The 23164-nt window shown below is 58.9% G+C and carries 12 protein-coding genes; 8 read left to right on the top strand and 4 right to left on the bottom strand.

Going from position 1 to position 23164, the window contains the following annotated elements; all coding sequences use genetic code 11:
- Positions 1–42 precede the first annotated feature (42 nt).
- The 4 genes from CKW17_RS25270 to CKW17_RS25255 all read left to right on the top strand — a co-directional run bounded on the left by CKW17_RS25270 (position 43) and on the right by CKW17_RS25255 (position 3938).
- A complete protein-coding gene (locus CKW17_RS25270) occupies positions 43–786 on the top strand; it encodes a p pilus assembly chaperone (RefSeq protein ID WP_016987550.1) in 744 nt (247 codons plus the stop codon).
- 34 nt (positions 787–820) lie between these two features.
- Positions 821–1321 carry a fimbrial assembly protein gene (locus tag CKW17_RS25265; RefSeq protein ID WP_095122434.1) on the top strand — a complete coding sequence of 167 codons (501 nt, stop codon included), beginning with the start codon at positions 821–823 and terminating at the stop codon, positions 1319–1321.
- A 46-nt stretch (positions 1322–1367) separates the two neighbouring features.
- Positions 1368–2609 carry a hypothetical protein gene (locus tag CKW17_RS25260; RefSeq protein WP_095122433.1) on the top strand — a complete coding sequence of 414 codons (1242 nt, stop codon included), beginning with the start codon at positions 1368–1370 and terminating at the stop codon, positions 2607–2609.
- Between the two features lie 69 nt (positions 2610–2678).
- A complete protein-coding gene (locus CKW17_RS25255) occupies positions 2679–3938 on the top strand; it encodes a hypothetical protein (RefSeq protein WP_095122432.1) in 1260 nt (419 codons plus the stop codon).
- Between the two features lie 41 nt (positions 3939–3979).
- Here CKW17_RS25255 and CKW17_RS25250 read toward each other — a convergent pair whose 3' ends face one another.
- Together CKW17_RS25250 and CKW17_RS25245 are read right to left on the bottom strand one after the other, a co-directional pair.
- Positions 3980–9121, bottom strand: a complete 5142-nt coding sequence (locus CKW17_RS25250) for a dermonecrotic toxin domain-containing protein (protein WP_095122424.1) — start codon at positions 9119–9121, stop codon at positions 3980–3982.
- Between the two features lie 193 nt (positions 9122–9314).
- A complete protein-coding gene (locus tag CKW17_RS25245) occupies positions 9315–12461 on the bottom strand; it encodes a transglycosylase domain-containing protein (RefSeq protein ID WP_095122422.1) in 3147 nt (1048 codons plus the stop codon).
- A 292-nt stretch (positions 12462–12753) separates the two neighbouring features.
- Here CKW17_RS25245 and CKW17_RS25240 point away from each other — a divergent pair, with 292 nt between their 5' ends.
- Complete coding sequence (locus tag CKW17_RS25240; protein WP_095122420.1) at positions 12754–15879, top strand: dermonecrotic toxin domain-containing protein; 3126 nt, start codon at positions 12754–12756, stop codon at positions 15877–15879.
- Positions 15880–16218: 339 nt separating this feature from the next.
- The gene (locus tag CKW17_RS25235; RefSeq protein WP_095122417.1) at positions 16219–17640 is read left to right on the top strand and encodes an amino acid permease; all 1422 of its coding nucleotides are present in this window, start codon (positions 16219–16221) and stop codon (positions 17638–17640) included.
- Positions 17641–17950: 310 nt separating this feature from the next.
- Here the strand turns inward: CKW17_RS25235 and CKW17_RS25230 are convergent, their stop codons facing one another.
- Together CKW17_RS25230 and CKW17_RS25225 are read right to left on the bottom strand one after the other, a co-directional pair.
- The gene (locus CKW17_RS25230; protein WP_095122415.1) at positions 17951–19570 is read right to left on the bottom strand and encodes an FMN-binding glutamate synthase family protein; all 1620 of its coding nucleotides are present in this window, start codon (positions 19568–19570) and stop codon (positions 17951–17953) included.
- Positions 19571–19741: 171 nt separating this feature from the next.
- Positions 19742–20542 (bottom strand): LuxR C-terminal-related transcriptional regulator, encoded by an 801-nt coding sequence (locus CKW17_RS25225; protein WP_095122414.1) that lies wholly within the window; start codon positions 20540–20542, stop codon positions 19742–19744.
- Between the two features lie 126 nt (positions 20543–20668).
- On the opposite strand from CKW17_RS25225, the gene CKW17_RS25220 reads away from it, so the two are divergent.
- Both CKW17_RS25220 and CKW17_RS25215 read left to right on the top strand, forming a co-directional pair.
- A complete protein-coding gene (locus CKW17_RS25220) occupies positions 20669–21490 on the top strand; it encodes a carbon-nitrogen hydrolase family protein (RefSeq protein ID WP_095122412.1) in 822 nt (273 codons plus the stop codon).
- 342 nt (positions 21491–21832) lie between these two features.
- A complete protein-coding gene (locus CKW17_RS25215) occupies positions 21833–23158 on the top strand; it encodes an APC family permease (RefSeq protein WP_095122410.1) in 1326 nt (441 codons plus the stop codon).
- The last annotated feature ends 6 nt before the right edge of the window (positions 23159–23164 follow it).

The raw sequence follows: 23164 nt of genomic DNA, 5'->3' as shown, positions 1-23164 counted from the left end.
GCCGGCCGGGGCCTTTTTCCTTTTTTCATGGAGTTGAAGACGATGAACCGTGGTTTTTTGCTGGGCGTGCTCAGCGTGTTTTGCCTGACGGCGCAGGCCGGGCCGCAGATCAATGTCGGTACGGTGTACGACTATCTGGATGCCGATAAAAGTACCTACCTGAAACGGGTGTTCAACAGCGGTGACGCCACTGCGTTCGTCAAGGTCAACGTGCTGGAAATTGTCTACGGTGCCGACGGCACACCGACGGAAATCCCGGTTCAGAACGCTGCCGACGGCGCTTCGCGCAACGGCTTGATGGCCAGTCCGGCGCGGCTGATCGTGCCGGCTCAGGGAATGCAGGGCACCCGCTTGCTGTACATGGGCGAACGTGATCGCGAGCGTTACTTCCGTGTGCGGTTCGTGCCGGTGGTGCCGGAAAAAGAAGATGAATTCGCAGTCAGCCAGGAAGAGCGTGAAGACTACAAAAAGGCACTGACGGCCGGGGTCAACGTGATGACCGGTTTTGGCACGGTGTTCTTTGTCCGCCCCAAGGAAGCACGCTTCGCCACGGCGATCAATGAAACCGCCAGTCGCTACGAACTGCGCAATGACGGCAATACCGTGGTGATCGTCGACGAGTTCAAAAGCTGCTCGCTGAGTAACGAAACCGACTGCGGCGCGACCACCAAACACCATGTGCTGGCGGGAAAAACCTTCGCTTTCGATAAGGAGAAGGGCCGTGCGTACCGCTTCTTTCTGATCGAGGGCAGCGAGAAGAAGAACCTGACGGTCAGCAGCCGCTAGGTCTGCTTTTCATTGAACGCTACGGGTAACCAACATGATCAAGCAATGCACCGTCGTCGCGCTGATTGCCGCGGCGGCTTTGACCAGCGACGCGGCCTGGGCGGCTCGGGAAGAACACACCTTCGAAGTGACACTGAACGTCCCCAGTCGAGCGTTCTACATCATTCCGGCGGAGCCGGACTGGATTCACCGGCCGCAGCAGCTGCACTGGAACCACCCGACCTCAAGCCTGAGCAGTGTGCGCAAATACTTTGACGTGCGCCACGACACCGGTGCGATTGAGGCGCGCCTGGAGTCCGCGCCCTACCTTTCCAACGGTCGGCCGGCGGACGATATCAGACTGCGCGTGACCTTCAACGAGGTGGAGTTGAGCGCCGAGATGGCGCCGCGCCAGGTGGTGTCACAGGCCGAGGCCGCCGCGGGCAGTCGGGTGTTGTTGCAAATCGACCCGATCAGACCGGAGGGCGGTTACCGCGCCGGTGATTACGCCGGCAACGTGCTGCTGCTGTTCAGTGCCCGAGCGCCGGGCGAGTGAACCGGCGCGTGTAGCGCTGGTATCGGTATATTTTTGGAGAACGCCCTTGAGTTTTTTTAGCGCCCCGGGCATCCGGCCATGGATTGGTTTGCTGACGTTGTTCAGCGTCGCGGCAGCGGCCGAAGTGCACAACATTGACGCGACCTTCGAGCCTGACTTTGCCAATCCGCAAAAGAATCAGTTCAAGAATCAGACGCCGTCCGAGGGGTTTTGCCGGCAAGCGCCCTGGGCTTGTGAACCTTTCGGACTGTTCAGCCTGATTGCACGAATTCCCTTTGAGGCCAGCGCGCCCATTCAGGCCAATCACAGTGATCCTCGCCAAGGCGGAATGGCCAAAGTCCCCTCCAATTGGCAGAACATCACCGTCACTCACTCTTCCGGTGATACGCAGGTCGTGCAGTTGAGAATTGCCGGTGTCGGTCATGAAACGCAATTGCCGGACCGGGTGGTCGAGTTGACCGGCGGTGGCGGGTGGGACGACCTGTGGGAGGGCGGTGGGTGGATGCACGCCCCGGCGCCGTGCCAGGGTGTCGGCACTTTTTCCGCCGGAGAAGTGGGTTACAACAGTTTCTGGAAAGTGCCAACGGGCGCGGGGGCCTGTAGCAAGCAGGCAAAGTTCGATATTCCGCTGTCCATGCGCTACCTGTATTTCGTCTACGCCTACGAACTGCGCACACCGGATCCGCTGAAGATGGATGCAGGCGACTACACCGGTTCCATCACCTACACCGTCGGCCCGAACATGGATTTCGATATGGGCGATGTGATGATTCCGTCCGACTCGATGCTGACCCTCAATTTCAATCTGAAGGTCACGCACACCATGAAGGTCGATATTCCTCCCGGCGGCAACCGCGTGGTGCTGGAGCCGCTCGGGGGCTGGCAATCCTGGCTGAACCAGGGGCGCAAGCCGACCCGGCTGTTGCGCGATCAGACGTTCAATATCTCGGCGTCGAGCCGTTTCAGGATGAACATCGAATGCGAGTACGTCATGGGCAACAACTGCGCGCTATGGGAATCGACTGCCGGCCATGGTGTCCCGCTGGAAGTCAGCGTCACGTTGCCCAACGGCCTGACTGACAGCGCCGGGCAGCCGGTCAAGCGCCGTCGGTTATGGCGCGATGGCAGTGGTACCGAGTTGTTTCAGCCGGGTTTCTATCTCGATCGCAAGGTTGGCACGCTGCATTTCGAGGTGGCCCGTGATGCGGTGGATGAAATGCTCAAGGACGGGTATGCCCGCAGCTATTCGGGCAATGTCACGGTGATCTGGGATTCGGAAGTGAGTTAGGCGAATTGGCGATTGTGCCGTGTTGACAGGGAAGCTTCGGATGTTCCGAGGTCATTATGGAGAACGACCATGGGTAATGTGTTCAGAAGGTGTCTGCGCCTGACAAAGCGCAGCGCGTGGAGCAGTCTGGTGCTGACGCTGGTGGCCGGTGCGGCATCGGCTGAAGTGCATGACATTGACGCCACTTTCGAACCGGACTTTGCCAACCCGCAACGAAATCAGTTCAAGAACCAGACGCCGTCAGAGGGGTTCTGTCGCCAGATCCCGCAGGCTTGTGAACCGGTCGGTCTGTTCAGTCTGATCGCGCGCATTCCGTTCGCGGCCAATGCGCCGATTCTGGCCAACCATACCGATCCGCGTCAGGGCGGCATGGCGCGGATTCCGTCGGACTGGCGGGATGTGCAAGTCACCCATTCGTCAGGCGATACGCACAAATTGCAGATCAGGATTGCCGGGATCGGTCACGAACTGGCGTTGCCGCGACCGGTAAACGAATTGACCGGAGGCGGCTGGTGGGACGAGCTGTGGGAAGGCGGTGGCTGGACGTATGCTCCGCCGCCCTGCCAGGGCGTCGGATGGAACAGCGCCGGCCCCTCGGGCTACAACAGTTTCTGGAGAGTACCGGAAGGGGCCGGGACCTGTGCGAAAAAGGCGCTGTTCGACATTCCGCAGGCCATGCGCTACCTGTATTTCGGTTATGCCTACGAACTGCGCACACCGGATCCGCTGAAGATGGAGTCGGGCGACTACACCGGTTCCATCACCTACACCGTTGGCCCGAACCTGGATTTCGACATGGGCGATGTGATGATCCCGTCCGACTCGATGCTGACCCTCAATTTCAATCTGAAGGTCACGCACACCATGAAGGTCGATATTCCTCCCGGCGGCAACCGTGTGGTGCTGGAACCGCTCGGGGGCTGGCAGTCCTGGCTGAATCAGGGGCGCAAGCCGACCCGGCTGATGCGCGACCAGACGTTCACGATTTCGGCATCGAGCCGCTTCAAGATGAGCATCGAGTGCCAGTACGTCATGGGCAACAACTGCGCGCTGTGGGAAGCGAACGCCGGCCATGAGGCACCGCTGGAAGTCAGTGTCAGCCTGCCCAACGGGTTGACCGATGGCGCGGGGCAGCCGGTCAATCGCCGCCGGTTGCTGCGCGATGGCAGTGGCACCGAGTTGTTTCAGCCCGGGTTCTATCTGGATCGCAAGGTCGGCACGCTGCATTTCGAAGTGGCCCGTGACGCGGTGGATGAAATGATCAAGGAGGGAACATCGCGCCGCTATTCGGGCAACGTCATGGTGATCTGGGATTCGGAGGTGGGCTGAGGTCACCAGCCCCCGGGAAAGGGGCTGGCCTGGTTCGAGATTCAGAGTCCGGCCCGGCTCAGCGCCTGGCGGGTCAATTGTCGGGATAAATCGTTGCGGGCATAACCGATGTCCTTCACCAGTCTGTCGTAACGGGCCTGGCTCATTTTTTCGCCGCTGAAGACCTCAACGTGGGCGAGCTGCAATTGATCTGCCAGAAGCATTATTCGACGGGCGAGCGGGTTCAGGCGCGACAGATCACTTTCGTCGACCCATTGCGCCTGCGCCTGGCGCAATTCATTGAGCAGACTGATCTTGTTCGCGGCATGCAGGTCGTTTGTCGCGTAACGATCCGGGTGGGTATTGCGCAAATGACGCTCCCAGAAGGCATCGCCGTACAAATCGATCATGCCGTTGACCAATCCATCGCCGGCTTCACGTTTGATGATTGCGTCGTAGGCGGCATCGATGGTCTTTTGGCTGACACCCGAGGCCGGTTGAAATGGAATGCTTTCGGCATGCCAGGGCAATTCCAGACGTTCGGCCAGTCCTGTCTCGAATGCGATATGCACGTTCATTTCATGCGGTGGCGGTTGCGTCGGGTCCAGCCGGGTTCTTTGTGCCTGGCGGCTGACCTCCTCGTTGGCCAGGTCGCTCATTCGGTCAAGACGCGCAGCGCCATGGGCCAACCGGACCAGTTTGTCGTCCAGCACCTCGACCGATGGCGACTCGGCATAGGCTTTGGCCACCAACACATCGATGCCCATGGCGTTGAAAAGCTGGGCGCCGGCATTGTTGATGTCTTGTGGCGAGGTGATTTCGCTGAACAGTTTTGCGCGCAGTCGCGAATCAACGGCGACAGCATCGATCATTTCCCAGACCCGCCTGGTCAGGTAGGGACGTGACGCTGAGTTCTGGTAGAACCCGTTGTTTTTCTGGTAGGCGATGACAGCAAAAAAACCTTCGGAGCCGGGCTCTGCCCACACGTCATGCCAGGACTCCTCGCGGTACTTTGCGAGTTGCGCCGAGGGGCTGAACCCATGGTCTTTGGGCAGATCTCGCCAATAGGAAAGCTCATTGCCGGCTGCGGGTGATATCACTTGCTGCGCGGTCAAACCCGTGGACTCACGGTAGTCGCCGTAACGGATCCGGTCGAGAGGGGCAAGCCTGCCCGGATCAAATCGCGCCCGGCTGAGGATGAACGCCTGGTCGGAGCCGGGCGTGACCTGCGGCAGGGTATCGATCGGCGCCTGGCGCATGTCCAGCATGAAACTGCGCAGACGCGGTGTGTCCATATCACCGACCTTGAACAGACCTTGGGGCCAGGTCTGGATATCGGTGTTGGCCAGACTCAGCTCATTCAACCGATCCATCCGCCCGATATCGGGTGGATGGCGCAAGGGGTTGCCGTTCAGGTTCAACGTTTGCAGCTGTGTCAGCTCACTGAACGGCTCATCGGAAGGGCTGGTCAGGCTGATTTTGTTATCGGCCAGATCCAGCTCCCGAAGCTGACGCATCCTGCCAATCGCCGGTATCACCTGGGTCAGGCCGCACTGGCGAGCGCTCAGTTGATTCAGATGCGGGAAGCTGCTCAGCAAGCCATCGGCGGCTTTGGAAAAGTTTGCGTTATCGAGGTTCAGGGCTCTGATCCGGGCCAGGTGCAGGTCGATGCCCGGTTGCTGGCGCAGCGCCCGCCACCATTTTTCAAGGTCGGGGCCGGAAAAATCGGCGGACAGGTCCAGGGCGTAGCCCTGTTCCGGGTGGTTGCGGCGTTCTCCGAATATCTCGCTTTGGCGTTCGAAACACTGGAGCAAGCGCTCCTCGAGATACCGTCCGCCATTGTGCAGGTATTCACCGGGTGGTCCTGGAATGGGTTCTCCATAACTGTCGGTGTCCTGACGATAGCTGTCACGCCACCGCTGCAGGATGTCTTTCAGTGCCTTGCGATCGTTCTCCAGTCGCTGGATGGCCTCTTCGTGACCGCCTTTGCGCTTGAGCACCTTGATGAACGTCTCGACCTCCCTTTCGTTCATCTTTGGGTACAGCTTTTTGATCCTCTGCTCTGGCGTAAGCTCACCAAAGAAGGTCGGCCAGCCGCGCACCAGGGTTTCTGTTTCAATTGTCGCTACCCGGCGAATGGGCGGTTCAGCCAACAAGGTTCTGCGCTCGCTCGGCGCTGCGGTGGTTTCCATGATCCACGACTTGAACCGGCCAGCATCGACGCCTGTGTCGCCCAGTGCCGTACGTTTGTCCTCGGGCAGGGCATCGAGCGTGGCCTGATAAAAATCACTGGGTTCATGGAGGGCGCGGTTGTTGCCATCCAGCACCTCGTACTGGCCGTGTTCATTGCGAACGAGCCGCCGCACAAGGGTGGCGTCATCCGCCCCCGCGCTGCAACGTAACGGACCATCATGGACGCCATCGCGCACTTCAATGCGCAGATCGGCGAAGGTATCGGTGTGCACCTTGAGTGCGTTGAGTGCCAGCCGTTCGGTGTCGGGCACCACGCTGTCGTCGCGATAAAAACCCTCATAGGCACGAGCAGTAGAGGCTTCGAAATTCAGTTCCCGGGCTTGTGCCTTGATCCGCAGCGGCAAGCGGTTGTCATCGACGATACGCTGCACTTCAGCGGGGCTGGCCTGGGTCAGCAGTTTTTCCGCCAGCGTCAGCGGCATTTGAGGAAATGTCTGTTGCACCACGCGGATATCGGCCTTGTTCGAGCGCTCGCCAGCCTGGTACAGGCGCTCGGCCACCTCGCCCCGACGGGCCAGCACCGCCTCGGCCAATAGATCGCGCAGGGCCTGGGGACGTTGCGCAGACGCCACGTCACGACCGAGCAGGGCCTTGCACTCGGCATCATCGAGAAAGCCTGCGAGGCGTTCGGGCAATTCGCCATTGTTCAGCTCTGCGTGGCTGATGTTCAGGGTGTTCGCCGCTGTCGCAGCGGGGTTGCCGTATTGGCGTGAAGACCCGCGCAAATCGGCATGTTCATACACCCGCAACGCCCGTTCGCGAGGCCATCCGGGCAAGCCGGTGGTAATGGGTTCAAACCAGACGGCGTCGGGGGCAAGCGGCTGGCCGTCGCGAATGTGGGTGCTTGATAGCTGGACGTCGTCATACGTGCCAAAGCGCTTGATGGTGTCGGCCAGCAAGGGTGGCGGCGGGCTGTTGTGGTCATGCATCTGGCGCAATGCATCGGTGGCGGTGCCGCTGCTGATGCGGATCTGCTCAAGCTCAGTGGGCGTGAACCGTTCGACGTTGTGCCCCAGGCGCTGCATCAGGGTCTGATCCGCCCAGTCGTGCGGACTTTCGGCTTCGTGCAGCCAGGCACCATGCTCGTTGTGCTCGATCTTCGGCCGGTAGGCGTTGGGGCGTGACGGGTGTTTGATCCGGTGCGTTTTCGAGGTCGGTTGTGTCGAGGCTTTTTCGACGCTGTAGAGTTTGCCTTCCAATGGCAGCAGGGTTTCGCGGCCCATCTGATGCAGGCCATGCCCGTCGGGTTTCGAAGCGGCCGGCAGCATCAGTTTCGTTTGTTCGTAAGGGGCCAGATCCGGGTGCCACAGCGCCGGTTTGCCATTGGGCAGTTTCACCGGTTTCATGCCTTCGACCAGCGGTGACAGCTTCAACTTGAAAGCGTCGCCGATCTGGCTGCCGGCGCCGAATGCCGCCAGTTGAATGACGTTGGTGACCACACTGATGATGTGTTCGCCCATCTCCTGCCAGAGCCCTTGCGCGAGGTCGACCAACCCTTCGATGACGTCGGTGGTGATCTGGTAAGCCGTGTAAAGCATCATCAAGTCGCCCAGCCCCGGCACGAACGGTGTGGCGATCAACAGTGCGGCATTGAAGATGTCCGAGACGATCTTCTTGAAGTTGTCCCACCAGGCCCAGCGCGCCTTGCTGTCGGCATCGGCGGTGGACACGGCCAGTTCGCGGGCATCGTTGAGGATCTTGTCGAGTTTCTTTTGGTAGGCGTGTGTCCAGTAGTCCGGTGCCAGCGGCACGTGATGCAACCGCAGTTGCGGCTTGGCCACATCGTCCTTGCGCCATGCCGGGCGGCTGTCGTCGGGATACTCTTTCTGGTGATACCTGACGATAAACAGGCGTTGCTCAAGTTCGGCAAAAAAGTGTCCGCGCTGCTGCTGGTCGACAAACTGGCTGAAGTACTGCTGGTAGCTTTGCCTGGTCACGGCGCTGACTTTGTTTTCGCGCAACTGGCGCGCCAGCTCGGCCTGGAAGGCCTGCGGCGACGGATACTCCTTGAGCGGATGATCGGGGTCGTTGGGCAGGTAGGCAATCAATCGATTGATCCCGCGGCTGTCGCGCACCGCCGGGATCAGCAGCAGGATGCCGGTCAGGCGCGTACCGAGCATCGACAGGTCGCAGCATTGCTGCCGTCGGCCGTTGAGCATCAGCCGGGTCTGCCCCTCGGCCAGCGCGAGCAGCGTTTTGTAGGCGTCGTACTCGATGTCGTGGGTGAGCAACGCAATGTGCGCGGCGACCGCCAGGGCATCTTTCTGGCTTTGCGTCACTTTGTGTTGCAGCACCGCCTTAGCGACCGGTTCATCAGGCAGCAGGTAGCTTTCGAGGTGCTTTTTGTACTGTGCGCCGATGTCCAGTTCCCGGCACAGCGCCTGGAACTGACGGATGCTCATCGTCTGTCTGATCGGCAGCACATCAAAGTTGCCGATTTTGTCGGGTTTGCTGATGAAGTCCGAACCGTCCGCGACCTTCTCTTTGCTGGCGAAGTTGTGCAGGGCGGCTTGCAGCAGCGATACCTGCCGGGCGGTGACGCCGTCGGAGAGGTTGAACGCATACCAGGGACTGCTTTTTGGCATGTACAGGTGCAGCCACGTTCGCTCGATGTCGCTATCGCTGTCGGTGTCGCTGGTCAATTCAATGCCGTAGCGTTCCTTGAGCCTGGCCTGCAGCAATGGGGTGGCGAAGGCGGTCAGGTCGATCCTGGCCAGCAAGCGGTCAACCTCGTTCTGCGAGCCCCAGGCTTTGATATTGGCGACTCTGAGTTTTTCCAGATAGGCAGTTGGTGCGTTGGTGTACCAGGCTTGGGCGTTCAGTGGCGTCGCCGCCAGTGCCTCGACTCGAGTGACCGTGGCGGTCTTGAAATTGTCATCGACTGCGCTGGCGATAAAGTCGTAGTGCCGCCCTTTGTCCGGTGTTGCTGCAGGCACGGGGGAATCAGACATGGCCAATCATCCTTGATTGTTGGAGGAATGATCAGCCTACCTGCGAGGGGGTAAAACAAAAGTTCAAAGATCAGCGGGCAAATGGCGCTACGGGGCGCTAACCCGACGAAAATTCGAATCTGAAAAATACATGGATACCACCCGCGAGCGAGAAAAAACGTCACCCTGAATCAGAAATGCCTGACACGAATTGTTACCTCGCTAACGGCTGCAACGGGCCGGTCATGGCTATGCGGGGTGCCTCCACCGGACGGCATTGCGAGTCGCTGCCCGGTTGCAGGTAAGGCGTCAGAATCGGCGCCATGCCCTTGAGCACCTGCACCGGCAGGGCCGAGGTGAATTTGAAGTTCTCCGCCGAGCGTCCCGGAACGAACGCGGTGAGGGTGCCGAAATGGTGATCGCCGATGTAGAACACAAAGGTCGCGGTGCGGTTGATCGACTTCGAACTGAGGATACGTCCACCCGAACCGATGGCTTCGATCCGGTTGTCGCCGGTGCCGGTCTTGCCACCCATGGCCAGCGGACTGCCATCGGCCAGTTTGAAACTGCCGGAAACACGTTTCGCCGTACCGGCGTCCACCACCTGCGACAGTGCTTCGCGCATGGCATTGGCGACTTCCGATGGCATTACCCGTTTGCCGACATGCGGGTCATTCACCAGACGGGTTTCGTACGGTGTGTCGGCAGCGAAGTGCAGGCTGTCGATGCGCAGGGTCGGCATGCGCACGCCGTCGTTGAGGAGGGTGCCGATCAGCTCGGCGAGTGCGGCCGGACGGTCGCCAGAGCTGCCGATGGCGGTGGCCAGCGAAGGCACCAGATGATCGAACGGGTAGCCGACTTGCTGCCAGCGCTGATGGATTTCCAGAAATGCCTCGATCTCGAGCATGGTGCGGATGCGGCTGTCGCGAGCACCCTTGTGTTTGCTCTTGAACAGCCAGCTGTAGACTTCCTGACGTTCGAAATGACTGGCCTTGACGATCTGCGTGAACGTCGCGTCCGGGTTGCTCAGCAGATAGCCCATCAGCCACAGGTCGAGCGGGTGCACCTTGGCGATGAAGCCCTGATCCGGCAAGTCGTAGGTACCCGGGCCGTAGGCGTCGTAGAGCCTGATCAGGCGGTCGTCGGTCAGCTTCTCGGTGAGCTTGGCGCCTTTGAGGTGCGAGCGCACGAAACTGTTGAAGTCTTCCTGGCTGGCATTGGGCAGCAGGTAGCGGTGTACGGCGGCCATGCGGATCGGCGTCGGGCGCATGCTGTCGAGGAAGGTTTCGAGACGCGCCTGGGTGTCTTTGTTTTTGTACTTTTTCCAGAATTTGAGGAGGAATGAGGTGCCTTCGCGGTCGGCGAAATTCGCCAGGTATTCCTGACGCCGCGGGTCGCGGTCGTCCTTGAGCAGTTCGGCGCTGCTGTTGGGGCCGGAATAGGTGACATAGCGCACGACATCGCGCATCAGGCGAATGAACGGCAGGTTGATCGACTCACGCAGGGCATCACGCAGGGTCGGCAGGCGGCCGTTGTCTTCCTTGCGAAAGTTGTGGAATACGTGCAGCCCGCCGCCGGTAAAAAACGCCTCGCCGGGGCTGGCCGAGTATTTGCGGTCCAGTGCGGCGCCGAGCATCTTCGACAGGTCGTGATCCTTGTTCTGGATCAGGTAATCGATGACCCATTGGCTGAGGCGGTCCTGATCCGGTACATCGACTTTTTTCAGTTCCGGCACGCTCATGGCGGCGTACTTGTCGTGCAGTTCGGCGATGATTTGCAGGTAAGTGGTGAGCACGCGCATCTTTGCCGTGGAGCCCAGTTCGAGCTTGCTGCCTTCGTTGATATCGAAGGGCTGGTCGGTACTGTCGGTCTGCACCCGCACGCGCGAGCCGTCCGGGGTCAGTTCGAACAGGGTGAAGCTGTAACGGACCTGAGTGGTGCTGGTGGGTGTCAGCAGGCGTTCACCGAGCAGACCGATTTCGCCAGCGTAGGCCGGGTCGGCGAGTTTTTTCAGGTAGGCGGTGGCCTGGGTTTGCAGGTCACCTTGCAGGGTGCTGGTGGCCGAAAGGTCGAGGCGGTCGAGGTCGTACAGCGGGCGGTTGAGCATGCTTGCCAGACGACTGCGGGCAACACTGATGCCTTTGTTGGTTTCAATCGGCTGGAGGGTCGGCTGGGTCTGCCAGTCGCGATAGCTGACGGTGCTGGCCAGGGCGGCATCGGCGAGGGCTGTGTCGATCACGCCGTTCTGCTTGAGCAGGCGCAAGTGGCTGTCGGTGAGGTCGGCGAGCTCTTCGCGGCCCTTGGTCAGGTAATGCGACGGCCGACGCTGGGCGATCATCAGCGAGAGCATTTCGCGCAAGGCCAGGCCTTTTTCCGCCATGGTTTTCGGGTCGCTCGCCGGGCTGTTCAGCTGTTCGTTGGCCTTACTGAAGTCGGTGCCGTACCAGACGCGCAAGCCTTCGGCCATGCCATGCACTTCACCGTGACCCGGCACTGCCGACAGCGGCACGCTGTTGAGGTAGTCACGAATGATGTTTTGCCGTGCACCGAGGGTTTGCGGGCCAGGTTGATAAGCGCGAACGCTGGCGGAAATCATCTGGCGAATCTTCTCGGCACCGGACACGGTCAGGCCATCCGGTGAATGCCGATATTTCTCCAGTTGTGTCGCCAGAGTACTGCCGCCGGCCGACTGCCCCGGCAGGCGCAGCACCTTGGCCACCTGCGACCACGCGGCCATGCCGAACCGCGGCCAGTCCACGGCCGGGTTGGCCAACGGCTGTTTGGTGTCGAGCAGAAAGCGGTTTTCGATGAACAGCAGGCTGCTGACCACCACCGGCGGGATGGCCGCGAAATTCGAATACAGTTGTTGCGGATAGTTGTACTTGTACAACGGTGCGGCGCGGCAATCGGTGATCGACAGTCCGGCCTGAATCTTCTCCGAATAGGGCACGAACAGGCCTTTGTCGGTGTAGCTGAGCAGGGCGGGCGAAAAACGCGTCTGTTGGGTCACGACATAGTTGCGCTTGAGCAGACGCGGCAAAAACTCATCGAGAGCGCTGTAACCCAGGCGCATATCGAACGGCCCGTTGCCCGGATAACGGATCGCTTCGCTGGGCCCTGGCTCAAGCTTGTAAGTCAGGGACGCCGCATACTGGCTGAGTTCACGGGACTGGAAACGAGAGGTACGCATCTCCTTGGCAGCCGCCAGCCCTACCACGATTGCGATAATCAGCAGCAATAACCAGAAAGCCTTCCACCCGTGCCGGCTGCGGCGGGGTTTTTCAGGGACAGGCGCTTGATCATCCACACGTTCAGTCGGAACCACGGCTTTACTCGAATCGGTTTGCCACAAAGCGCCCATAGTCGATTGATCCATTTACGCAGATTGATCGGACCTGTCTGAAGCTTAGACGGTGGTTGGCGCTGGTGAAAAAAATGTGCGGTCGCGGCCGGCCGGGAGGTACGGCACGGAACATGCGATGCGATGTGGGCGGGTCGAGAGACGTCGCATCAAAAACACACACGTGTAACTTTTTAGCGACGGTTATTTTTATGAATTCAAGTTGCTAAAGTCTGGTAGTACTCGAGAACTTCGGCTGTTGAATGTTTTGGTGTTAACTCGGCGTTCAATTTTATTTGTCTGGGATAACGCCATGTTTGAGTTTCGTGGTCAGGTTTTTAGTATTGCCGAACATGTTGATATTGTTGCCGCCGCAACGCCGTCACCACTGTTGAAAATGTCAAAAGAAAACTTGGAGATGTTAAAAGGTTTTGATGCCAATGCACCACAATGGTTAAAGAGTGCGTCGCCGAAACAACGCGAAGAAGCTCAACGCCTGATAGAAGAAAGTGTGACGGCGCACACGGTGCTGAATAACGCCATGGCAGCGGTGAAAACACCTCATGAATTCGCCGCACCCTTGCTGGCAAGGGCCATCAAGGAAAGGTCCGGTCTGGATCTGGACGTCAATCGGGTGCAGGTGGATTTGTCCGGTAAAAGTGATTTTCACACCTCGCAAGTTGCGCCCGCTTCGCTGCTTGACGCCGCCCTGCATAACTGTCCGGCTGAAAAAAAGGCAATGTTCTTCTTCAAGCCGAATTGCTATATGACGGCGTCTGGAAGGGGGGCTGTCGAGGTCGGACTTGGTGTTCATGAGTTTATTGAGTTGTGCAGGCTGCTTGATATCGGCAAACAGTATCAGGCCCATTTGCATACTGAACTGCGCTGGGGTGACAGCAGTGCTCGGGACAAGCTGAATAAACTGTTCGTCAACTACCAGAAAGCAGCGCTGAAGGCGGCGAGTTACATTGCGTTATGTAAGGGTGATATTCGCCGGGAGCATTTTGAAGCGTTGATGTCGAGTGTTGGAGGGAAGGAACCCGTTCACGTAGACGGTAAGACGCTGTGGTATCGCAGCTTGAGTTTCAATGAGTTGCCCGTGCACAGCTGTATCATTTTCGAGATCGCCGACCCGGACGATGAAAGCATTCTGGACGACCTGCTGCCGACCGTTGACGGTTACGCCAATAACGGTTTCATCGCTTACATTCCCGACGATCCCGATCATCCCGTCAAGCACTACGCAACAGTGACGGCACTCAAGGCCCGTTTGATCGAACAGTTCGTGCGTCGCGCTGAAAGTGACTCGCCCAACGCGCCAACGGCCTATCAACAGTTCTTCAGCCGGTTCATGCGTTACAAGGATCGTTCGACGTTCTACTACAGCTTTACCGAAGAGGTTCCAACGGCGTCAGGCAAACCACGGCTGTGGGATCATGAAACCCGTCGGCAAAAACATCAGCCCGATTTTCTTTTGCAGCTCAGGGTGCTGGACCCATCGGGTGATCCCTGGGCCCAGCACTATGACATCTGGACAACATTGCAGCGCGAGTTCAACCAGCGGATTTTCAGTGATGCCCGCGATGCTGCTGTGTCCAATGCCGATGCCGACGTGCGGGATGAGCAGTCCTTGCTCTCGGTATTCCTCGAAGTCGGCCTGGCCGCACTCAATGTGCTGTCTTTTGCCGTCCCGCCATTGGGGTTGGTCATGCTCGGGGTGTCGGCCGTGCAAATGATGGACGAAGTGCTGGAAGGGCTTGAGGAACTCAGCAAGGGCGATAAGGAAGCCGGTTGGCAACACATCACCGACGTGCTGGAAAATATCGGTATTGGTGTGGCGTCTCTTCCGTTGTTGGCCGGCGTTCATTCGGAGTTCACGCCGATTGAAACGCCTGCTGGACAGAAGCGTTTGTGGAAGCCTGACCTCGAACCTTATCGAAGCGACGTCTCGTTGGCAGACGTGAAACCTGATCCACAGAATCAATTTGCGGTCGGCAACAAGCACTATGTGAAGGTCGAGGACGGCGTCTTCGAGACAGTCATCGAACCGGCCACCGGGCAATCGAGAATTCTTCATCCGCACAAACCGCAGGCTTATCAGCCGCTGGTTGAGCAAGACGGGGCTGGCGAATGGCAACATGCGTTGCCACCTCCTTCGACAAAAGTCGAACCGACACCTGCCGGGTTCAGTAACAGGCAGTTTCGTCGCTATGCCGTCAGGCCATCCGAAGTGTCCCGCTTCAGCCCGGCAGGTAAAGGCATCTTGCAAAGTGCTGACGGACAGCGCCGCTATATTCGCAATATCGATGAGCGGGGCAAAGTCGCGGTGTACCGCGTCAAGAATGATTTCACCCTTAACGCGGAGGTTGTCGACGTCGTCCTTGTCGATTCCGCTTTCAACGAACTTGCGGCTCGCCGGTATCGGCAAGTGGCGCCGGATCAATGGCAACCGCAGTCGCTGTTCGGCGGCAATATCACCGGTGATCCGCATGAGACGGACATCGCTGGCGAACCGCAGCCAGGTACCTCTGCCAGGCCGGTCTGGGTGCGCCCGCCGTTCCAGCGCGAGCGTTTGCCCAACGGTCTGTGGGAGCCTCGGATCGAAGTGGTCACGCTCAACGATGTTCGCCATCTTTCCTACGACTGGGGGCCGTTTGAATTTGTCCCTTTCACCAGCAGGCCGACGAATATTCATCAGGCACTGGCGGCCCCGCAATTCGATAATCTTTCTATCAGCACTGATCTTTTCAAGTCCCAGTTCTGGTCGGATATCCGCAAGATAGATCCGCAAATGACCCATGCCGAAGGAGGAGGGCAGATGATTTTTTCCATGCAGAGGATGACAACTTCCGGCGTGGTTGAAGGCGAATTCAACGCTATCAGCGTGTGGAGCACTCCTGACGAACTGCCACATCAGACCAATGCGTTATCGGGGTATTGGGCGCCTCAGGGAGGATATGTCGACATTCCCGTTCACCCTCGATGGGGTGAGCCCGATCATGTGTTTACACCTGGGTTCAGCGGCTGCTCTTTTATCGTCGATCAGATGGGGGAAAACGTCCTGCGCGTAAGACACGTGGAAGCAGGCAAAGAAGCTGCTCAATACAACGATCTGCCCGGCCACGAACATGGTTGGGGATTGAGTGCCGCCATGGAGTTTCCGGATTACGGCTTGCGTAATGATGAAAACGGCAACGCGTACATGATTCTGACGGGGTTTGCTTACATGAAATATGAGCGGACTACGGGTGAATGGGTGCTTCACTACCAAGCCCAGTATGGTGCCCCGACCATCGCCCAGTATTCCGTTAAAGATCCCGGTTTTTTTGACAAGCCAACCCGAGTGGCCAAGGCTTTTTTTCAGGACAAGGTCATCAGAACCGGTTCCAAAGTCGTGAAAACCGTGGTCAACCCGACACGGCAAAGTAACGCAGCTTGATGGCAGATTCCTGAGGATAAAAAACGCGCGTTGAAAAGACGACGCACCAAGGTTGTGCAATACTCGCCGCCGTTTTTAGTGGCGAGTTTTCCTACAGCTACCAGTTGATCTTCCCGACCAGCTTGCGCATTTGTGGCAACTCCCGCTGAATCTTGTGGTTTATAGAGTGAAAAGACCTGCAACAAGGTTTTTATACTGCACGTCCCGCTGATCTTGCAGGTTGTCTTGCAAGACGCGTTTGCCCACGAAGCTGACGCGGTTTCACAGCAGCCAAGGCCTACCGGCCGACGCTTCGACACTCGGTGGTCATATCCAATAACAAGACGAGGTTGCACCCCTATGCCAGTCGGCAATCAACTGCCTCACGGCGACACCGCTCAGGGCGGTCCGCTCAAACGCGAACTCGGCGAACGGCATATTCGCCTGATGGCGCTCGGTGCCTGTATCGGCGTCGGTCTGTTTCTAGGTTCGGCCAAGGCCATTGAAATGGCCGGCCCGGCAATCATGCTGTCGTACATCCTGGGCGGTCTGGCGATCCTGGTGATCATGCGCGCCCTCGGCGAGATGGCCGTGCACAATCCGGTGGCCGGTTCGTTCAGCCGCTACGCGCAAGACTACCTTGGCCCATTGGCGGGCTTTCTCACCGGCTGGAACTACTGGTTCCTGTGGCTGGTGACCTGCGTCGCGGAAATCACCGCGGTGGCCGTGTACATGGGCATCTGGTTTCCCGATGTACCGCGCTGGATCTGGGCCCTCGCGGCGCTGGTCAGCATGGGCTCGATCAACCTGATTGCGGTGAAAGCCTTCGGTGAGTTCGAATTCTGGTTCGCCCTGATCAAGATCGTCACGATTATCGCCATGGTCATCGGCGGCATCGGCATCATCGCCTTTGGCTTCGGCAATGACGGCGTGGCCCTAGGGATTTCCAACCTGTGGGCCCATGGCGGCTTTATGCCCAACGGCGTGACCGGCGTGCTGATGTCGCTGCAAATGGTCATGTTTGCCTACTTGGGCGTCGAGATGATTGGCCTGACCGCCGGTGAAGCGAAGAACCCGCAGAAGACCATTCCCGATGCGATCGGCTCGGTGTTCTGGCGGATTCTGCTGTTCTACGTCGGCGCACTGTTCGTGATTCTGTCGATCTACCCGTGGAACGAAATAGGCACCCAGGGCAGCCCGTTCGTGATGACCTTCGAGCGTCTGGGCATCAAGACCGCCGCCGGCATCATCAACTTCGTGGTGATCACCGCAGCCTTGTCGTCGTGCAACGGTGGCATTTTCAGCACCGGGCGCATGCTCTACAGCCTGGCGCAGAACGGTCAGGCGCCGGCCGGTTTTGCCAAGACGTCGAATAACGGTGTACCGCGTCGAGCGCTGTTGCTGTCGATTGCGGTGTTGCTGTTGGGCGTCATGCTCAACTATCTGGTGCCGGAGAAAGTCTTCGTCTGGGTAACCTCGATTGCTACCTTCGGTGCGATCTGGACCTGGGTGATGATCCTGCTGGCCCAGCTGAAATTCCGCAAAGGCCTGAGCGCCAGCGAACGTGCGGCACTGAAATACAAGATGTGGCTGTACCCGATCAGCTCGTACTTTGCGCTGGCATTCCTGGTGCTGGTGGTCGGCCTGATGGCGTACTTCCCGGACACGCGCGTGGCGCTGTATGTGGGCCCGGCGTTCCTGGTGCTGCTGACCGTGTTGTTCTATGTGTTCAAGTTGCAACCGACCAACGTAGCGCAAGGCGCGGTGCGTTCGGCGTCGTAAGTTGTAGCTGCGTAAACAACGAAGCCCCGGTCGAGAGATCGGGGCTTTTTTGTTACCCGTGCCACTGATCGCCTGGCAAGGCTGAACGGGACATCACCGCCGATCTGAAAGAGCGATACAACGCCTGCGAGAAGGTTCAAAGCTCTAGTGCTTTCCAATCCCGCGCGGCAGTCAACAGAGGCGTAGCTATGAGGACGGGCGAATGTCTGGAACGAGAACTCAGTCGACATCAAATCGTGCTGTTTTTTCTGCTGCCTGAACGCAAAGCTGAAGCGTCAATCGGTTGTACAGACTGACGCTTCATTCACGCTTAAGCCGCGGCCACTTCCTGCGGCTCAAAACTGTCCGCCCGCGCCATCTGCCACATCCGCGAATAGAACTCGCCATTCACTTCTCCGGTGAGCAATTCCCCCGGTTTCAGGAACACATGCAACTGCGAGAACAGTTTGATCTCGGTCGCCGACATGCGCCGAACCAGATGCTTGGCCGACAGTTGTGATGGCTGTTCCAGCCCGGCCGCTGCGAGCATTTCCGCCAGCGCCTTCAAGGTATTGCGGTGGAAGTTGAACACGCGCTGCGCCTTGTCCGGCACCACCAGCGCACGTTGGCGCAGAGCATCTTGCGTGGCCACGCCGGTCGGGCATTTGTTGGTGTGGCAGCTTTGCGACTGGATGCAGCCGATGGCGAACATGAAGCCGCGTGCGGAGTTGGCCCAGTCGGCGCCGATGGCCAGCACGCTGGCGATGTCGAAGGCACTGACGATCTTGCCGCTGGCGCCGAGTTTGATCTTGTCACGCAGGTTCAGGCCGACCAACGTGTTGTGCACAAACAGCAAGCCTTCGCGCATCGGCACACCGATGTGATCGGTGAACTCGACCGGTGCGGCGCCGGTGCCGCCTTCCTTGCCATCGACGACAATGAAGTCCGGAAGAATGCCGGTTTCCAGCATGGCTTTGGCGATGCCCATGAACTCCCACGGGTGGCCCAGGCAGAACTTGAAACCCACCGGTTTGCCGCCGGACAGTTCACGCAGTTGCTGAATGAACTGCATCATTTCGATCGGCGTGGAAAACGCGCTGTGGCGTGATGGCGACACGCAGTCTTCGCCCATCAGGATCCCACGGGTTTCAGCAATTTCCTGGGTGACTTTGTGTTTGGGCAAGATGCCGCCGTGGCCGGGTTTGGCGCCCTGGCTCATCTTGATTTCGATCATCCGCACTTGCGGATTCTGTGCCTGGGTGGCGAAGCGTTCCGGGTCGAAACGGCCATCGCTGGTGCGGCAACCGAAGTAGCCACTGCCCAGCTCCCAGGTCAGGTCGCCGCCGTGTTCGCGGTGATACGGGCTGATGCTGCCCTCACCGGTGTCGTGGGCGAAGTTGCCGAGTTTCGCGCCTTGGTTCAACGCGCGAATGGCGTTGGCGCTGAGCGAGCCGAAGCTCATCGCCGAGATGTTGAACACCGACGCCGAGTACGGCTGGCTGCACTGCGGGCCGCCGACGGTGACGCGGAAACTGCTCGGGTCGCTCAGTGGCGCCGGGCGCATCGAGTGGCCGATGAATTCGAAACCGGATTGATAGACATCGATCAGTGTGCCGAAGGGTTTGTCGGCGGTTTCGTTTTTCGCTCGCGAATAGACCAGCGAACGTTGCGCGCGGGAAAAGGGCAGGGCGTCGCTGTCGGATTCCAGCAGGTACTGGCGGATCTCCGGGCGGATGCCTTCGACCAGGTAACGGATGTTGCCGAGGATCGGGTAGTTACGGCGAACGGCGTGCGGGCTTTGCAGCAGGTCGAACAGACCGATCAGGCTCAATACGCCGGTGACCGCAGTGATTGGCCACAGCCAGTCATGTTCGAGGAAAGGCAGGCTGGCGAGGGTAAATATCACGCAGACGGCAAAGAAGGCGTAGCGGCTCAGGAGTGACAGGCTCATACGGTTTCCTTGGTTCGGACTCGGAATAATCAGCGAAGATTCAGGGATAAACACATTCCCTTGTAGGAGTGAGCCTGCTCGCGATAGCGGTATATCAGCTACAAATGATTTGACTGACCCGACGCCATCGCGAGCAGGCTCGCTCCCACAAAAAGCAACTTCACCAAACGATCAGGCGTTTTGCGCCTGAAGAAATATCGAAAACAGCTCGGACTGGGATTTGATCCCCAGCTTGCTGTACATGTGTTTCTTATGGACTTTCACGGTTTCTACGGAGATTTCCAGCTTACGGGCGATTTCTTTACTGGAGCAACCGCTGAGCATCAAACGCCCGACATCCAGCTCGCGGGCGGTCAGTTGCGCACCTTTGAGTTGTTGCACTGACGCTTCCAGTTGCACCCGCCAGTCTGCCCGGACAGGGGCGGCGGCGAGGGCCACGGTTTCGTTGATTTCATACGGTAACCGCTGGCGCAGCAGGCCCAGCACCCAGGGCTGGATCAATGACAGCAAGGCGATATGTTCGCCAGTGAAACGTTTTTCACTGCCCAGCGACAGACACAGCGTGCGATCACCTTCGAGCTGACAATTGAACTGGATTTCGTCGGCCACGACATTCAGACGAAAGTATCGCTGGTAATACTCGGTCAGTTCGAAATGCTCCGGTGCCACTTCCGAGAGGCGATACAAACCGGTGCGCGTTTGCTCACGGCAGGCGATGTAGAACGGGTCGAGCAGGTACAGACCGCGCAGATAATCCTGAAACAACGGGTCAGGGCTGCCGTCTGCGCCGGGGCATTCGGCGAAGACCTGCGGGTGTTGATCGGCGCTGAACAGCAGCGCCACCCAGCTATCGAATGGCACGTATTGGTCGAGCAGTCGCACTAGTTGTGCCCAGAAATTCGGCTTGTCCAGCGCATCGATCAATTGCCCGACGGCGCGGTGCCAGGTGATGTCGTCAAACGAAAGTGTCATCGATCTACCCCTATCGGGTTACCCCGGCCGCGTAATTCCCTGGCCGCTCGCTTGCTGCGCATACTGGCCCACAGACAGCCACCGGGCAATCTTTCAGCGCCCGGCGCTCATAACAAGGGAACCCTCATGAAAGTCGAACTCGCCCAACTGGCGGGCCGTGACAATGCCACGGCATATAACCTCGAACGCGCACTGGCAGCGATTGCCGCGTGTGCGCCGGACACGCAGCTGATCGTGTTCCCGGAAACCCATTTGATGGGCTTCCCGACGGCCGAGACCGTGGCGCACACCGCCGAACCGCTGGATGGTCCGACCGTCAGCACCGTGCTGGCCGCCGCGCGTGAACACAACATCGCCGTGGTGATCGGTATGGCCGAGAACGACAACGGTCGCTTCTACAACACCACGTTGCTGATCACCCCTGAAGGTATTGCGCTGAAATACCGCAAGACGCATTTGTGGGCGTCGGATCGCGGCGTGTTCGAGGCGGGCGACCGTTACGCCACGTGCGAGTGGCACGGCGTGCGTGTCGGTTTGTTGATTTGCTACGACATCGAGTTTCCGGAGTCGGCCCGTGCGTTGGCGCAACTGGGTGCCGAACTGTTGATCGTGACCAACGGCAACATGGACCCGTACGCGCCGACCCACCGCACCGCGATCATGGCCCGCGCGCAGGAGAATCAGGCGTTTGCGTTGATGGTCAATCGCGTTGAAGCGGGGGATGACGGTTTGATGTTCGCGGGTGGCAGTGCGCTGGTGGATCCGCTGGGCTCGCTGTTGTTCGAGGCCGGGCGTGAAGAAGGGACGTTCTGCGTTGAGCTGGATTTCGACCGGTTAGAGATTGCGCGCAAGGATTATCGCTATCTGGATGATCAGCGTTTGAAGTTGCCGGGGGAGGTGGTGGAACGCGGCGATGGTGTTCGTGAATTGTTGATTCCACGCCGTTGACCGCTGCCCTCACCCTAGCCCTCTCCCGGAGGGAGAGGGGACTGACCGAGCTGATTGTCCGAGGTACGCCGACCTGAAATACCGAGCCGCACTCAGGATTTGAAACTGCGAATCGAACTCAGGGTTTGAAACTGCGAATTCAAGATCGAACTCAGGATTTGAAACCCATGGAGATCGGCTCCCTTTCCCCTCTCCCCCTTGGGGGAGAGGGCTGGGGTGAGGGGGAAAAGATTTCAAGTCGAACCTAAAACTCAAACAACACCAGAACAACAAAACCAACCCGAAAACATTCGCCGAACCCGGCTCTGCCATAAATCCAATAACATTCGGAGTAAGTCGCCCATGGCTCGTTTGCAACGCACCCTTTCATTAGGGTCGGTGGTGCTGTTCGGCATCGCCTACATGACGCCGATCATTGTCCTCGGCACCTTCGGCATCCTCGCCCAATCCACCGCCGGCATGGTCCCCGCCGCGTACCTGGCGGCGCTGGTGGCGATGTTCTTCACCGCGATGAGCTACGGTCGCATGGCCGCCGCATTCCCGGTCGCCGGTTCCGCCTACAGCTACGTGCGCAAGGCGATCAGCCCCAAGCTCGGTTTCATCGCCGGTTGGGCGGTGCTGCTCGATTACCTGTTTCTGCCGATGGCGATCTGGCTGATCGGTGCGGCGTATCTGGCTTCGGCATTCCCGTCGATCCCGCAATGGATCTGGGTGTTGGCATTCATCGGCATCACCAGCGCAATCAACATCATCGGTCTGAAACTGGCCAACGGCATCAACGCCTTGCTGATGCTGGTGCAGTTCCTCGTGCTGATCGCTTTCGTCGCGCTCTGCGTGCACTACATCGGTGGCGATGCGAGCACGCCATTGTGGTCGATCAAACCGTTCTTCAATGGCGATATGCAAATGCCGCTGATCATGAGCGGCGCGGCGATTGCCTGCTATTCGTTTCTCGGCTTCGATGCGGTCAGTACCCTGACCGAAGAAACCCGCGACCCACGCCGCACCATTCCGCGAGCGATCATGTTGATCACACTGATCGGCGGGCTGATCTTCGTTGGTGTGTCGTACTTCGTGCAGATCGCACACCCGTCGTTCCAGTTCGACAGCGTCGATTCGGCGGCTTATGAAATCGCCCGCAACATTGGCGGTGATCTGTTTGTGTCGATCTTCCTCATCGGTCTGATTGTCGGCCAGTTCGCTTCGGGGCTGTCGGCACAGGCCAGTGGTTCGCGACTGTTGTTCGCCATGGGCCGTGACGGCGTTCTGCCGAAGTCGTTCTTCGGCACCTTGCACGCGCGCTTCGGCACACCGGTCAACAGCATCCTGCTCTGCGCCGTGGTGGCGTTGCTGGCGCTGAAACTCGATGTGACCACCTCGACCTCGTTCATCAACTTCGGCGCGTTTCTGGCGTTCAGTCTGGTCAACCTGTCGGTGATCTTCCATTACTGGATCGGCGGCGAGAAAAAAGGCCTGCGTGAACTGGTGCTGTTTCTGCTCTTTCCATTTATTGGTCTGGTCGCGGATTTGTGGCTGATGGTCAGCCTCGATCATCTGGCGATTTATCTGGGCTTGAGCTGGCTGGCGGTGGGTGTGGTTTACCTCGCGGTGCTCACCGGTGGCTTCCGTCGGCAGCCGCCGGAAATGGATTTCCAGGAAGCGACCTGAGGCGCC

Source organism: Pseudomonas sp. Irchel s3f10 (genome assembly GCF_900187515.1).
Lineage (GTDB): Bacteria > Pseudomonadota > Gammaproteobacteria > Pseudomonadales > Pseudomonadaceae > Aquipseudomonas > Aquipseudomonas tensinigenes.
This window is presented reverse-complemented; position numbering and strand designations above follow the sequence as displayed.

Excerpts from the sequence above, each read along its gene's own strand:
- CKW17_RS25270 (WP_016987550.1), top strand. The coding sequence starts at position 43 with ATGAACCGTGGTTTTTTGCTGGGCGTGCTCAGCGTGTTTTGCCTGACG.
- CKW17_RS25265 (WP_095122434.1), top strand. The coding sequence starts at position 821 with ATGATCAAGCAATGCACCGTCGTCGCGCTGATTGCCGCGGCGGCTTTG.
- CKW17_RS25255 (WP_095122432.1), top strand. The coding sequence starts at position 2,679 with ATGGGTAATGTGTTCAGAAGGTGTCTGCGCCTGACAAAGCGCAGCGCG.
- CKW17_RS25250 (WP_095122424.1), bottom strand. The coding sequence starts at position 9,121 with ATGTCTGATTCCCCCGTGCCTGCAGCAACACCGGACAAAGGGCGGCAC.
- CKW17_RS25245 (WP_095122422.1), bottom strand. The coding sequence starts at position 12,461 with ATGGGCGCTTTGTGGCAAACCGATTCGAGTAAAGCCGTGGTTCCGACT.
- CKW17_RS25240 (WP_095122420.1), top strand. The coding sequence starts at position 12,754 with ATGTTTGAGTTTCGTGGTCAGGTTTTTAGTATTGCCGAACATGTTGAT.
- CKW17_RS25235 (WP_095122417.1), top strand. The coding sequence starts at position 16,219 with ATGCCAGTCGGCAATCAACTGCCTCACGGCGACACCGCTCAGGGCGGT.
- CKW17_RS25230 (WP_095122415.1), bottom strand. The coding sequence starts at position 19,570 with ATGAGCCTGTCACTCCTGAGCCGCTACGCCTTCTTTGCCGTCTGCGTG.
- CKW17_RS25225 (WP_095122414.1), bottom strand. The coding sequence starts at position 20,542 with ATGACACTTTCGTTTGACGACATCACCTGGCACCGCGCCGTCGGGCAA.
- CKW17_RS25220 (WP_095122412.1), top strand. The coding sequence starts at position 20,669 with ATGAAAGTCGAACTCGCCCAACTGGCGGGCCGTGACAATGCCACGGCA.
- CKW17_RS25215 (WP_095122410.1), top strand. The coding sequence starts at position 21,833 with ATGGCTCGTTTGCAACGCACCCTTTCATTAGGGTCGGTGGTGCTGTTC.